Origin of the sequence: Coleofasciculus sp. (assembly GCF_046539235.1) — a bacterium.
In the GTDB taxonomy this organism is placed as follows: domain Bacteria; phylum Cyanobacteriota; class Cyanobacteriia; order Cyanobacteriales; family Coleofasciculaceae; genus Coleofasciculus.
The window spans coordinates 1-13,642 of record NZ_JBKHHI010000156.1; the positions used below are offsets into that span (position 1 = coordinate 1).

The following is a 13,642-nucleotide window of genomic DNA, read 5'->3' on the forward strand; positions in this document are numbered from 1 at the left end:
TTCCGGTTAGCAGAGACTCGCGCACAAGCCCTAACCGCCATATTCGCCACAAGACCAAACTCACTTTTAATCGTGTGATAAGTCAAGGACTGAATAGCTATTTTATTGGTCAGTTTTGGATCTGTGTGTTCATTAACATAGTTACAGGCAGCAGCAAACGCCTGAAGAGTTGCCCCGATTTTGGCAGCTTGTTCAGGCGTAGGTTGAAGCTTTACAACTATAGTTAGAACTTGTTTCATCACTAGATTATACCACCTGTAGGGACAATGGTTAGAAATATTTCGGGGCTCGACCGATGGCATTTCTCGCTATCCCCCTACGGGTTATCTGCGCTACGCTACGATTGAACCCGTAGCCCCTCGCGATTTCGGTGGGGTCAGGGCGGGTTTGGAACAAAGGTTATCATCAATAGCTGGCGCCAAATCCCTAAACCCGCCCCTACACAATCAAAACTCGGTCAGGGCGGGTTTTGAACAAAGGTTATCATCAATAGCTTGCGCCAAGTCCCTAAACCCGCCCCTACACAATCAAACTCAACACTTAGTAAATGCTTGCAACCTTCAATTCTCTCAACCCTTGGCTTATTGCCGTCCTCTTAAATACAGTATTATTAGCGATCGCCTGGGTGATCCCCAAGCAACTCCTCACCCGCGCGGGACTTCTCCACGCCTGGGCTTTGGGGATTGTGATCTGGGGGACGTTAGGCTGGCAAGGGTATCTGATTGTTATGGTTTATTTCCTTGTCGGTTCAGCCGTTACCCGTATCGGTATGGCACAAAAAGAAGCGGCGGGGATCGCGGAAAAGCGTTCAGGCGCTAGAGGACCCGAAAATGTATGGGGTTCCGCCCTAACAGGTACGCTTTGCGCGGTGGGCGTTCTTTTCTTGGATGAACCCGATCTCAGTTTTCTCCTACTGGGGTTCGTCGCTAGTTTTGCCACTAAGCTTTCTGATACTACCGCCAGTGAGGTGGGTAAAGCTTACGGTAAGCGCACGTTTTTAATCACCACATTACAACCTGTATCCCCCGGAACCGAAGGTGCAGTTAGCTTAGAAGGAACTCTGGCGGGGGCTGTCGCTTCGGCTGCGATCGCGCTTCTGGGTTGGGGCGTTGGTTTTATAGACTTGACAGGTGTATCTTTTTGTGTATTAGCTGCCTTTATTGCCACCAACCTGGAAAGTGTAATTGGTGCCACTTGGCAATCTCAGGTCGAATGGATGACTAACGAAGTCGTGAATTTTATCAATACGTTAATTGGTGCGATCGCGGCTATCCTGTTTGTCGTCATCTGGCACAGTATCATGGGATTACCTGGATAGTAGAGTTTTCCCAACCTTTTATTCTGTGTCATAGAAAAGTCCTCAGTTAAATAACCAAGGACAAATAATCAATGACAAATGACAAATAACTATTCTATTTGCCGACCAAACACCATTTGTAAAACCATCGGTTTACCATCATCGCGATGATACTTATCCGCCCAAGCGCGAATAATCTCATCAAGTTCTGTCATCGCTTGGTCAACATTTTCCGATGGAATATCCAATTCCTCCAATACCCGCATTACGCCATCCTGACGTTCTGCCCACTCTTTCATCAACCTAAAGTACTGCGCCGTATCCTCCACCATCGTGTAGGTACGTTCTTTGCCATCTACAGGCGAATACGAGGCACTGGTCAGAGCATAATAGGGTAAACCCCAGGGACAATCAATGCGCGTTACTGTGCCGGAGTACAACAAGCGTCGCTTTATATGTTCCGCCATGGCTTCCGAAAGAGACGCCCGCCGTTCTGGGGGTAAATCTTCCTGAGAACGACTGTGCAGGAACTCAATCAATTCCATGAACTGTAAGGAACTTACCACCTGGGCATCTGGGAGATGATCAGGCAGTTTTTCCTCTAGAATTCGCTTTTCTTCCTTGTGCAGGCTAGTGCCAGAGATCCGCGATCGCCCCGGTTGCCAGGGATACTGATCCATCCACACGTAAGGAAACTGGATCAAATAGCGGGGTTCTTGAGATCCCAGCATTTTCAGCAGTTTTCCTTCCGTTAATGCCTGTCGAACTTCTTCAACAATAACCTTGACCCGCTTTGGCTCAATATGGTGTAAATGTCCGGTCATCCGGATATTTTCACTCTGTTCCAAATAGGTCGTGTAAATCGCACATTTAGCAGCCGTTGCCGCCGCATCTAGAAATGCCCCATGTCGGTGTCCACTGGTTCTCATTGCGCTGAAAGCCAGATATATCATAATCTGATCCATGGCGCTGGGGCTAAGGCTCTTGATCAGATCGAGATGATTAGTCATTTTAGGGAGCGGTCACATCGCATGGGTACAACAGAATAAAGGTAATGACGAACCCACGGCTTCACCTAAACCAGCGAGTCCAACTCAAAAAGCAAAACATGCGCTTACTTAAAGCACCCTAATATTAAGTCTAAATTCTCCTTAGATTATAGACGACGGAAGATAAACAACCCAGGAGATACCATAACCTGGAAGACCCCCTGCGTGGGTCACAACTAGGGGGTATAATTCTTCCAGGAAAGTATATATTATATCAAATGGCACTAACTACCTATGCCCAAGTAAATTCGCGCCGTCCACTACCCCGGTGACAAATCTGGGGCGCGAGGGTATCTTGGGAGGTGAAGAAACGCCGTTGTCCACCGCGATTGGTCTCAGGAGCTTGAGGACCGGCGTCTCCAGTTTTCACTAAAGACAATAGCGAGTGGGCAGGAGTAGACTGAAAAAGTGAGGCCGAGCGATCGCGAATATCATGAGCATGGACAGCCAATGAGAGCGTAAGCAGGCTCACTAACGTAACAGAAGTGTAAAAGCGCATAGCAGATGTCCGTGTCAGGGTTTCTAGTCCCTGTTACGGACTCTTTACTCATGGTTCAGGAAAAATTCCCGTCAGAGTTATTGTTGATTGTGTGAAGTTTAATGGTAAACTAGCCTGTTTATCTTTCGTTTGTTCCCAATTTGGGTGAGGGGAATTGGGGTGCAGAGGTACACAGATGCCATGGCACGTCTGGGAGCAAGAGAAAGGTTGTAGGGGCGGGTTTTACCAATAACATTTTGGAGACAACCCCTAACCTCACTAAACCCGCCCTTTTTAGCGCAACAGGAGCAGATTAATTCCTGATCAGTGCAAACGGTTCACCAGCAACCAGTTTCCCGCCGGATTTAAACGTCCCCATCCTTCTAACTGTTGCTGATGAGGGTAATGTTGGAGTTGCTGATTAACCTCAGGTTGTATCGTAATCAATATCCAAATTTGACCCATAAGATTTTCAGGTTCGCTCAGGGTAATCATGTAATCCTGGTCAGCACGACGTTGGAATATGCCAGTGAAATAGATTAAGGTATATGATTGGCGATTGGTGATTAGTGATTGGTGATTGGGGAAATTCTCCCCCATCTCCCCCATCTCCCTCATCTCCCCCATCTCCCCCTGCCCCTCAACCATGCCTGAACTGGGATACTCGTCTGGATGATCCAAGTAATAACGTTGCCAGTACAACCAATCGGGATCATCAAGGGATTTGTTAAATAAGGGCATCACCGCAGCCGGGGCAATAGTATCGCCTAACAATGCCTCTTGAATACGCCGGACAGCTAACTCCCTCGGGTGACAGCCAAGTTCCACAGACAACGCCGCCGCCATTCCTGCGGCTTGACCCAGATTCATCACCACAGGCTGCAACCGCGTCGAACCATTGGCAATGTGAGAGACCGAAATATTTTTATCACACAATAACAAACCATCCATTGACACGGGTACAAGACAACCATAAGGAATCGTAAACGGTGTTCCCGTCCAGCGCCCTCCCCAACGGATGGATTTTGGGGCTAAGGGGAACGTAAAACCGGGATAATGATGGTCATTGGCATAATTTCCCACAGTAATTCCGGCAAAAGCGCTTGACTCATCGACAGGCAAAGGTGCAACCTGACCCCCCGGTATCGGTAAAATATCTTGTTCTCGCAATGTCACCAGCCCCACCAGACGCCGACTTTCTCGATAATAAGGATGTAAGGCGTAAGCCCCACCCCCAATAGACGCCTCTGGGAACATATCATCGGCTAAACCATAACGCCGTCCCAGTTGAGATTGAATAAAACTGGCAAAGCCTTGAGTGTGCCAACAGGCTTCTTGGAGAAACTGCTGTCGGGATGCATCCGATTCCACTAAGCGCCCCACCCCCTGACCATAATCATTGCCAGATTGGGGCCAGTTCAGCATAAACAGTCCCCCAGGTAAGCGTCCGTAATTGAGAAAGGATTCCACCCCATAACCCTCCCACGCCCCAACAAAATGTTCTGAGGTGTATTGAGGTGGGCGCGGAATTTCCGGCGCTGTATCGGTGCCAAAATCTTTGAGGATAACCACCCAGGTTGGTGCTTGAACGGGATAGCGTTGAGTCAAGTCATTGCCAGAAATAGGCGCACTCGGTTCACCAAAGCGCGATCGCAACTCCCAACCCCAGCGATAGGGAATCTCGGCTAATTCCAGTACATCTGCCAATTCTGTGGCGTCTAGGGTGACTTTGGCGTGAATCACAACATCAGCAAATCGCACCCCGGTGACACAATCCCCTGCTTTTAATACCGCTAACGGTGTTTGTCCAGAAATCCACTTGAGGTTGGGTAATGCTTGCACCCAATCTGCCAAGACTTGAGCGCCAATTCTAGGGTGGTAGGTAAACAAACTCACCCACCCATGATCAAGTCCTCCCGGCTGTCGCTGTTGAAGTTCTCGCAAAAATGCACCCCATAATCCTGTTTGCCACGCGGCTAATTCATTGCCATCGGGCGCACAGACACCGGCTGTTGTTAGCATTCCTCCTAGCCAGGAAAACTCGCTGACTAGAATTGTTTTGACGCCTCGACGTGCCGCTTGGATGGCTGCACTTGTGCCACCTGTACCACCGCCGACAACTAAGACTTCTGTTGTTAATTCATTCACCGCGATCAAAAAATAGGTTGGGGATAGTGATTAGCATCACAACCGCACCAGAGTCAAGTCACAGATGCTTTTCGTAATAATTCGTTACATTGTGAATAACATAAATTTACAAAGTTGCTAAACAAAGGAGAACGATTATGATTAGCCCAATGGTTATCCTAGTTTCATTGTTTGTCGTCGGTTGGGTCGCCGTTGCTGTCTTAGGGACTCAGGCTTACTTTAGAGGCGAACAGAGGAAGCCAATCCACGATCGCAACTGGCGTTCGGAGTCCTTTGAGCAGCTAGCCAAGTCGATCACCGGGATCGAGACGAATTACAGCGATCGCACGCCAGCTTACAAGATGGATGCTTATGCGAGCAATAATTTGCCGTCCTAACCGCATCCTCTGTCTACTCAACACTTTTTCACGCCGCCATCTCACGTTTCGCTATATTTGCTGTTAAGGGCGATGGAGACGGTGGGAAAGGAACGATAGGATTAAATTGGGTAGGATCGCCAAGAGGGTAGAATCCCCATTTTCCCTCTACACCCTACCCCCGACCTCCTAACAGAACCTGATGTTTGCATAGTTAAGGAAGCTGAAACCATGATTCAGAAAGTACAAAAGAGTGACGCGGAGTGGAGACAACAGCTTACCCCGGAACAATACAAAGTAGCCCGACAGAAGGGAACGGAACGCGCCTTCACCGGGGAGTATCACGACAACAAGCAGCCTGGAGTCTACAAATGTGTCTGTTGTGGCAATGACTTGTTCACATCCAAAACCAAATATGATTCTGGCACAGGTTGGCCCAGTTTTTGGGCGCCAATTGATGAACAAAGCATCAAATATGAAGCCGATAATACTTTGTGGATGCGCCGCACTGAGGTACTCTGTGCGGCTTGTGATGCTCACTTAGGTCATGTATTTGATGATGGACCAGCACCAACGGGTAAGCGTTACTGCCTAAATTCTGCCGCGCTAAACTTTGTCAAGTCCGATCAGGTTAAATCAGAATCTGAGGCGGAAACCGATAAATCTCCAACCACCTAACCCTCCAGATCAGTGATTTGTCTATTTTGGCATGACCAGCCCCATCCAAACCATTAAGTTAGATCAGTTCCTCAAGTGGGTAGGTGTAGCGTCCACAGGTGGCGAAGCTAAACTGATGATTCAAGACGGTGATGTGACCGTTAATGGCATCATCGAAACTCGACGTGGGCGTAAATTAGTTGCAGGAGATTTGGTAAGCGTACAAGGAGAAACCTATAAGGTTGGGACTCAACTCTAGCCATGTCTGAGTGGAGATTTCCCTCCCAATATCCGTTTGTTTAAAAAATGGTGAGGTAACTCCCCGGCTTTCAGACGCAAGTCCTTATCTCTACATGGCTATCCTCCATCTACGACAAGTATTTAGGAGCTTTTCGGGGCGGGCGAGAGGCGCTTAATCAAAGCTGTCACATAAAACTAATATTTTTGCCCAACCCGCCCTCACCTAACCTGTAAAATGAAGGTAGGTTTATTTTCGAGATTAGGGTATTGAGATTAATGGAAATGAGAAAAATTAACGGCAAAAAACTGTCACTTCTTAGGTATTGAGTTCAAGATGATGCCCGTAATAACTTGGGCAAGTTGATTGATTAAGTCAGAGACAAAAATAAATGGAAGGCTGTCGAATCTTAGGGATAGCTTATAGTTCCCATTCGCGACAGTGAATTAACATGTCGTCTAAGTTTGTTTCAAACTCCTTCCAGTCATTAAACCAGATGTCCCTATTGTTATCATCTACTGGATAGTCTGCATTCCATTCGTCGATAAAAGCATCCGCATCCCAGTCTTGGGATAAGACATCTGCATCCCATTCCTCGAAAGATACGTCCTCATTGTTATCTGTGTTTTTTAACAGAAGTTCTATATCTCCTTCGCTGACTGTATAATGGGTAAATACTCTCATTGTTAGTTCTCCGTTTGCTCTCAACTCAATTTAACTAATCAACCACATTACATCTAAATCATCTCCCATTTTTCGGTAAATTGTTGTAATTTAATCCATAAAAAATAGTGATTGTTCTCAGCATTTAGTGTGATAAACTCGTAACAATTTTGTGATTTACCCAGGGTTTAGCTGTGATTAATGTCACAGATTTTTCCCAAAAATCAACATTGAGATGTTGCCAAATCGTTTTTATATACCTTGGGTTACTTAACTTTCATAATGCTCAATAGATATAATTAAAACTTTACATTTACGTCAAAAATTGTAAAGATAATGATCCGAATTTATCGGTAAATCCGGGAAATACTGTTACAAAAGTTTATTGGAAAAATTTTTGGTTGAAAGCGCTCCCGCAGCAAGGTTGTAGGAGAGGGATTTACAGCATCGGGAATTCCTCTCCCGCTACAGAGCCATTGAACGCACCCCACCCTATAAAGGGAAGGATTACAACGCTATGATAACAACAGTGCCATTTCCGTATATTAGACGGTTTCGACTGTTTCCCCCTAAGCTAGCTGTGCGAATTAGGTATTCCGTATGTCAAAGCATCATCGGACTGTTCTCGTGATTGACGACTCGGGTAAGAACGATGGCGATTATCAGCATTACTTATGCCAAGATACGATCTTTTCTTATCAGGTTTTCACAGAACGGTACGATACATCAACTCTGGCACTGTGTCGATCACACCCCATTGACGGCATTCTGCTAGAACTTCACTCCCCCCATACCAGTTGCTTCGAGTTTCTAGGTCAACTGAAGCAACAGATGGGTGAACACTGTCCGCCGATTGTGGTGATTGACAGTGATGATGTGGAGATGGCGGTGCAGTCATTTAAAAATGGCGCAGCGGATTATCTGGTGAGAGAGCGGATTACCCCCCATGATCTGCGCGTAGCGATGCGGAGTGCGATCGCCAATGCTGAATCGCGACGGGAACGCCAACAGCGCTATCAGGATTTGGCGGAAGCTATGCCCCAAATCGTTTGGATAGCTGATGCAACCGGGAACATCAATTACTGGAATCAGCGCTGGTATGAGTACACGGGTTTGAGTGAAGCGGAATCGATGGGCGTGTCGGGTGTCAGTAGGGTTCACCCCGACGATCGCGATCGCACTCTAGCCCAATGGCGTCAATCCGTCGCTAATGGCGAATCCTTTGAGATCGAATACCGCATTCGCCGTGGGGATGGCGTGTACCATTGGTTCATCAGCCGGGGACTGCCGACGCGAGATCCTCAGGGAAACATTATCGGCTGGATTGGCACGATTACGGATATTGAAGCGATTAAGCGCAGTGAGCAGCAGGTGCGGCGGGTACTCGACAGCCTGTTTAGCTTTGTCGGCGTGATTACTCCTGAGGGGGTATTGATGGAGGTTAACCAGACGGCTTTAGCAGCAGCATCCCTTCAGCCTAGCGATGTGTTGGGTCAACCCTTTGAGCAGGCGTACTGGTGGTCTTATGATGCTCAAGTTCAGCGTCAGTTAAAAGCCGCCATTAAACGGGCAGCGGCTGGGGAGACGGTGCGTTATGACGTGCAGGTGCGTCTAGGAGTAGACCAATTCATCATCCTTGATTTTGCCCTGGTGCCTGTGTTAGATGAGGCGGGACAGGTGGAGTACCTGATTCCCTCTGGAATTGATATTAGCGATCGCATCCAGTCAAAAGCCGAGTTGCAAGACACTCAGGCTCAACTTCAGCAGCAATTGGCAGAAATTGAAGCCATCTATCAGTCTGCCCCGATTGGCTTGAATGTCCTGGATCGGGAACTCCGTTTTGTGCGGATCAATCAGCGATTGGCAGACATAAACGGATTATCTGTTGCAGCCCATATTGGGCGTACTGTGCGGGAACTCCTCCCGGATCTCGCCGATACTGCCGAACAGCTTCTGTTGCCCATCCTGGAAACGGGAGAACCGCTATTTAATGTAGAAATTGAGGGCGAAACCCCGGCGCAACCGGGGGTGAAACGCACCTGGTTAGAACATTTTTTACCGTTGAAAGTTGGTGATTCGGTGATTGGCATTAGTACGGTTTGTGAAGACATCACCGAACGCAAACGGGTAGAAGCCGCGTTGCGTGAAAGCGAAGCACGATTCCGGAATATGGCAGATCACGCACCCATGATGGTTTGGGTGACCGATGCGACTGGAAACTGCACCTACTTGAGCCAAAGCTGGTACAATTTCACCGGGCAAACCGAAGCCGAGGGACTGGGGTTGGGTTGGCTCAATGCCGTGCATTCCCAGGATCGAAAGCTGACGCGAGACACCTTCTTAAGGGCAAAGGAGCGTCACGAAGCCTTTCGGGTGGAATACCGTTTGCGTCGCCAAGACGGTAACTATCGCTATTGTATAGATGCCGCCAATCCTTGGTTAGGAGAGGATGGTGAGTTTCAAGGATATATTGGTTCAGTCATTGATATTAGCGATCGCCAACAAGCAGAAGCAGCGCTCAAAGAAGCCCATATTCAACTAGAAGCCGCTTTAGCCGCTGGTTCGATCTACACTTGGCGCTGGAATATCGCTGAAAATAGTGTCATGACTGATCGCAACTTCGCGCACCTGTTCGGTGTTGACTCACAGCATGCGGCGACAGGATTGCCACTCGATCAATTTCTCAACGCCATTGAGCCTGAAGATCGCCCTCAAGTCACCGCTGAAATTGAACAGGCGATCGCCACGGGAGAAGACTATGGGGCTGAGTACCGCGTCCGCGATGCTGACGGAAAACAGCGATGGGTCATTGCCCGGGGACGGGTAGAATACGATGCAAACGGCAATGCGATTACCTTTCCCGGTGCGCTGGCTGACATTAGCGATCGCAAGCAAGCTGAAGTTGCTCTGCGCCGCTCGGAGGAACGCTATCGCACGCTGTTTGAATCCATCGATGAAGGCTTTTGTGTGATCAAAATGTTGTTTGATCAACAGGATCGACCACTTGATTACCGCTTCCTCGAAGTCAATCCCATGTTCGAGCAACAAACGGGACTCAAACAGGCGGAGGGGAAAACGGCTCGTCAACTGATTCCTAATCTGGAAGACTATTGGTTTGAGATTTACGGCAAAGTGGCTCTAACCGGTGAACCCGTTCGCTTTGAGAATGGCTCTGAACCGATGAATCGCTGGTTTGATGTTTATGCATTTCGCGTTGGAGAGCCAGAACAGCGAAACGTCGCCATCCTGTTCAAGGATATCAGCGATCGCAAACAAGCAGAAGAGGCACTTAAAGAGAGTGAACAACGCTTCCGCACTCTGGCAGATAACATTTCTCAATTGGCTTGGATGGCAGATGAGAACGGCTGGATCTTCTGGTACAACCAACGCTGGTTTGATTATACCGGGACGACATTGGCACAGATGCAAGGCTGGGGCTGGCAGCAGGTGCATCACCCAGACTATGTGGAGGGGGTGGTGGAGAAAATTAGCCGTTGCTATGAAACAGGCGAACCGTGGGAAGATACCTTTCCCTTACGGGGTAAAGATGGACAGTATCGCTGGTTTTTGTCTCGCGCCCTGCCAATTCGAGACGAAGCCGGAAACATTTGCTGCTGGTTTGGCACAAATACCGATATTACGGAACGCAAACAGACAGAAGAAGCATTGCGCGAACGAGAACAGCGCCTTGATCTAGCCACAAGTGCTGCCCAACTCGGCGTGTTCGAGTGGGATATCCAGACTGATTATGCCGTCTGGGAGAACCCCCAGATGTACCAAATATTCGGTCACACTCTCGAAGATGGCACCCTGAACCAAGCCCAGTTTGTGGGAAGTGTGATTCATCCAGATGATCGCGAGGCTTTTGAACAGGCTTTAGCTGAGGGAATCCAGGGTAACCATCTCTTTCATTTCATCTGTCGCATTCGGCGGCGCCATGATAGTCAGTGGCGGTGGATTGAATTTAATGGACAACTCGATGTTGCGTTGGATGGAACACCACTACGTCTGGTTGGAGTCGTGGGTGATATCACGGAGCAAAAACAAGTCGAAGCCCAACGAGAACAACTGTTTGAGCAAGAACAAGCCGCACGAGAAGCCGCCGAACGTGCCAACCGCATCAAAGATGAATTTCTGGCTATCCTTTCCCACGAGTTGCGAACACCGTTGAATCCTATCCTGGGTTGGACAAAGTTGTTACAAATTCGTAAATTTGACGCAGCCAAAACTGCCGAAGCCCTCGCCATCATTGAACGGAATGCCAAATTACAGGTTCAACTGATTGATGATTTGCTGGATATTGCCAAAATTCTGCGGGGTAAACTCAGCCTGGAGATAACGCCCGTCAATTTGTCCTCTGTGATTGCAGCGGCGATTGATACGGTGCGGGCGACAGCCGTAGCTAAATCTATCTCACTTCATGGCGTAGTACCCAACATTGGACAAGTGTCTGGGGATGCCGCCCGACTACAGCAAATTGTCTGGAATTTACTGTCAAACGCGATTAAATTCACTCCCAATGGGGGACGAGTCGATATCTGGCTCCAACGAGTGGACAATCAAGCAGAAATTACGGTGAAAGACACGGGTAAAGGCATCAATCCTAACTTTCTCGGCTACATCTTTGAATCATTCCGCCAGGAAGATGCCTCGATTACTCGCAAGTATGGAGGATTAGGGCTAGGGTTAGCGATCGTCCGTCAGTTAGTTGAGGCTCACGGCGGCACGATCACGGTAGATAGTCCCGGTGAAGGGCTGGGAGCCACCTTTACAGTGCGACTGCCACTGCTGAATGGTGAATCGGAGAGCAAGCAGACAGCAACCTTGCGCCAACCGGAACTGGATCTCACCGGAATTCGAGTCCTCGCGGTGGATGATGAACCTGATGCCTGTGAGCTATTAAAAATATTGCTTACCCAGTATGGCGCAGATGTCTTGACCGTTACATCTGCATCTCAAGTGCTGGCAACGTTGACATCCTTTGAACCGGATGTATTAATTTGTGATATCGGGATGCCCGATATAGATGGTTATACGCTACTGCAACAGATTCGTGCTTTACCACCTGAAAAAGGGGGAGAAATTCCCGCGATCGCACTGACGGCTTATGCCAGACAAGAGGATCAGCAGCGTGCCTTAAACAGTGGCTATCAACGGCACCTTCCCAAGCCGCTTGAGCCAGAGCAGTTAGTTCGAGCTGTGGTAGTTCTGGCACAACAGTGAACAGAAAACAATCGGCTGACTCAGGAAAACCCAAGCGTGAGAGATCGCTGGGGTAAGAAAGTGAGATTGTAGCCACTATCTAGATTATCACTTCCTTCAGCTGTCGAAAATAAGGAATGATACCAAATCCGATGAAGTTACCCTCTTTATCCCTGGGGTACTTTTTCCTTGAAGCCCTGGAGCCTTTTGTCCTGGAGCCTTCTGAATATAAGGGTAATTTTCCGGAGAGTGTCATCTGGTAAAAGTCTGAGGGATATAGCTTGGTCATTTCTTCCCACAGACAGAGGATAACTAGCTTTTTACATATCTAAAGTTAAGGGTGACAGGTTGCTGGCGCTAGTCGGGAGCATGGAGCGTAAAAGCACATCACGTTCAAGTCGGTTGGGTAGAGCGTAAGCGAAACCTAACAGGTTCTCTTAAGGGAGTTGGGTAAAGTACCTCAACCCAAACCAAATAGGCTCCCGAATATCCTTGGTACATCAGGTAAACGTAAACGTATTCTCTTCATAACCGAAAATTACAGGAGTTTTAATCATGACCAAGATAGCTATTAATGGTTTCGGGAGAATTGGTCGAGCTGTTTTTAAGATTGCCCTTGACAATCCCGATTTAGAAGTCGTTGCGATTAACGATTTAATCCCACCCGATAATCTTGCCTATTTGCTCAAGTATGATACAGTCTACGGCAAATATAATAAGAATGTAGACAGTACAAAGGATAGTATAGTTATCGATGGTAAATCCTATAAAATCTTAAGTGAAAAAGATCCCGCCCAACTCCCTTGGGGGGATTTAGGCGTCGATCTTGTCTTGGAATGTACAGGGATCTTTACGAAAAAACCTGATTTAGAAAAACATATCCAAGCGGGTGCCAAGCGGGTGATTCTTTCTGCGCCTGCTAAAAGCGAGGGAATTACAACTATTGTACATGGCGTTAATCAGCCAAATGAATCGGATCAGATTGTATCCTGTGCTAGCTGCACCACCAATTGCATTACTCCCGTTGTTGAAGTCATGGGACGCCGAATCGGGATTAAAAAAGCCATGATGACAACCATTCATGCTTATACGTCTACCCAAGCAATTGTTGATGGACCGAGTAAGAAATTTCGACGCGGGAGAACGGCGGCGGCTAATTTAGTTCCCACCACAACCGGGGCGGCTGTGGCGACAACCCAAGTTCTTCCCCAATATCAAAACAAGTTTGATGGAGTAGCAGTACGGGCACCAATTCCTGTTGGTTCCATTTCTGATATTATTTTCGTCACCGACAAGTCAACTAGTGTTGACGAAATTAATAGCATCTTCAAAGAAGAAGCCGGAAGCGAACGCTATCAAGACATTTTAGCGGTTTCAGAAGACCCGATTGTTTCATCGGATATTGTTCAAGATCCTCATGCTTCAATTGTTGATTTAACTATGACACAAGTCGTTGATGGGGACTTAGTTAAAGTCATGAGTTGGTATGACAATGAATGGGGATATGCTTCCCAGATGATTAAAGAAGCGGTTCGCATGATTAAAGAATCCAAA

At 47.8% G+C, this 13,642-nt stretch carries 10 protein-coding genes and 1 pseudogene; 6 read left to right on the forward strand and 5 right to left on the reverse strand.

Annotation, left to right across the window (positions count from 1 at the left end; all coding sequences use genetic code 11):
- Positions 1 to 239 (reverse strand): annotated as a pseudogene (locus ACLFWI_RS15275) (RNA-guided endonuclease InsQ/TnpB family protein); the annotation flags it as partial.
- Positions 240 to 547: 308 nt separating this feature from the next.
- Here ACLFWI_RS15275 and ACLFWI_RS15280 point away from each other — a divergent pair.
- Positions 548 to 1,318 carry a TIGR00297 family protein gene (locus ACLFWI_RS15280; protein WP_446413634.1) on the forward strand — a complete coding sequence of 257 codons (771 nt, stop codon included), beginning with the start codon at positions 548 to 550 and terminating at the stop codon, positions 1,316 to 1,318.
- An 89-nt stretch (positions 1,319 to 1,407) separates the two neighbouring features.
- On the opposite strand, the gene hetR is transcribed toward ACLFWI_RS15280, so the two are convergent.
- The 3 genes from hetR to ACLFWI_RS15295 form a co-directional block, all read right to left on the reverse strand.
- Complete coding sequence (gene hetR, locus ACLFWI_RS15285) at positions 1,408 to 2,307, reverse strand: heterocyst differentiation master regulator HetR (protein WP_446413635.1); 900 nt, start codon at positions 2,305 to 2,307, stop codon at positions 1,408 to 1,410.
- Positions 2,308 to 2,578: 271 nt separating this feature from the next.
- Positions 2,579 to 2,845, reverse strand: a complete 267-nt coding sequence (gene patX / locus ACLFWI_RS15290) for a heterocyst-inhibiting protein PatX (RefSeq protein ID WP_446407989.1) — start codon at positions 2,843 to 2,845, stop codon at positions 2,579 to 2,581.
- Between the two features lie 303 nt (positions 2,846 to 3,148).
- Complete coding sequence (locus ACLFWI_RS15295; RefSeq protein WP_446413636.1) at positions 3,149 to 4,981, reverse strand: FAD-dependent oxidoreductase; 1,833 nt, start codon at positions 4,979 to 4,981, stop codon at positions 3,149 to 3,151.
- Between the two features lie 140 nt (positions 4,982 to 5,121).
- On the opposite strand from ACLFWI_RS15295, the gene ACLFWI_RS15300 reads away from it, so the two are divergent.
- The 3 genes from ACLFWI_RS15300 to ACLFWI_RS15310 all read left to right on the forward strand — a co-directional run bounded on the left by ACLFWI_RS15300 (position 5,122) and on the right by ACLFWI_RS15310 (position 6,244).
- Positions 5,122 to 5,349: a photosystem II protein, Psb35-related gene (locus ACLFWI_RS15300; RefSeq protein WP_446413639.1), complete on the forward strand. Its 228-nt coding sequence runs from the start codon at positions 5,122 to 5,124 to the stop codon at positions 5,347 to 5,349.
- A gap of 210 nt (positions 5,350 to 5,559) precedes the next feature.
- Positions 5,560 to 6,006: a peptide-methionine (R)-S-oxide reductase MsrB gene (gene msrB / locus ACLFWI_RS15305; protein WP_446407991.1), complete on the forward strand. Its 447-nt coding sequence runs from the start codon at positions 5,560 to 5,562 to the stop codon at positions 6,004 to 6,006.
- Positions 6,007 to 6,037: 31 nt separating this feature from the next.
- Positions 6,038 to 6,244, forward strand: a complete 207-nt coding sequence (locus ACLFWI_RS15310; protein ID WP_446407992.1) for an RNA-binding S4 domain-containing protein — start codon at positions 6,038 to 6,040, stop codon at positions 6,242 to 6,244.
- Between the two features lie 399 nt (positions 6,245 to 6,643).
- Here ACLFWI_RS15310 and ACLFWI_RS15315 read toward each other — a convergent pair whose 3' ends face one another.
- Positions 6,644 to 6,907 (reverse strand): hypothetical protein, encoded by a 264-nt coding sequence (locus tag ACLFWI_RS15315; RefSeq protein WP_446407993.1) that lies wholly within the window; start codon positions 6,905 to 6,907, stop codon positions 6,644 to 6,646.
- Positions 6,908 to 7,486: 579 nt separating this feature from the next.
- Between ACLFWI_RS15315 and ACLFWI_RS15320 the strand changes: the two genes are divergently transcribed.
- Together ACLFWI_RS15320 and gap are read left to right on the forward strand one after the other, a co-directional pair.
- Entirely contained in the window at positions 7,487 to 12,109 is a 4,623-nt protein-coding gene (locus ACLFWI_RS15320) for a PAS domain S-box protein (RefSeq protein WP_446413637.1), read from the forward strand.
- 534 nt (positions 12,110 to 12,643) lie between these two features.
- The coding region (gene gap, locus ACLFWI_RS15325; RefSeq protein ID WP_446413638.1) for a type I glyceraldehyde-3-phosphate dehydrogenase at positions 12,644 to 13,642 on the forward strand (999 nt) is incomplete at its 3' end.

What these genes read in the sequence shown, in the direction of transcription:
- ACLFWI_RS15280 (WP_446413634.1), top strand. Translation starts at nt 548, where the DNA reads ATGCTTGCAACCTTCAATTCTCTCAACCCTTGGCTTATTGCCGTCCTC.
- hetR (WP_446413635.1), bottom strand. Translation starts at nt 2,307, where the DNA reads ATGACTAATCATCTCGATCTGATCAAGAGCCTTAGCCCCAGCGCCATG.
- patX (WP_446407989.1), bottom strand. Translation starts at nt 2,845, where the DNA reads ATGCGCTTTTACACTTCTGTTACGTTAGTGAGCCTGCTTACGCTCTCA.
- ACLFWI_RS15300 (WP_446413639.1), top strand. Translation starts at nt 5,122, where the DNA reads ATGGTTATCCTAGTTTCATTGTTTGTCGTCGGTTGGGTCGCCGTTGCT.
- msrB (WP_446407991.1), top strand. Translation starts at nt 5,560, where the DNA reads ATGATTCAGAAAGTACAAAAGAGTGACGCGGAGTGGAGACAACAGCTT.
- ACLFWI_RS15310 (WP_446407992.1), top strand. Translation starts at nt 6,038, where the DNA reads ATGACCAGCCCCATCCAAACCATTAAGTTAGATCAGTTCCTCAAGTGG.
- ACLFWI_RS15315 (WP_446407993.1), bottom strand. Translation starts at nt 6,907, where the DNA reads ATGAGAGTATTTACCCATTATACAGTCAGCGAAGGAGATATAGAACTT.
- ACLFWI_RS15320 (WP_446413637.1), top strand. Translation starts at nt 7,487, where the DNA reads ATGTCAAAGCATCATCGGACTGTTCTCGTGATTGACGACTCGGGTAAG.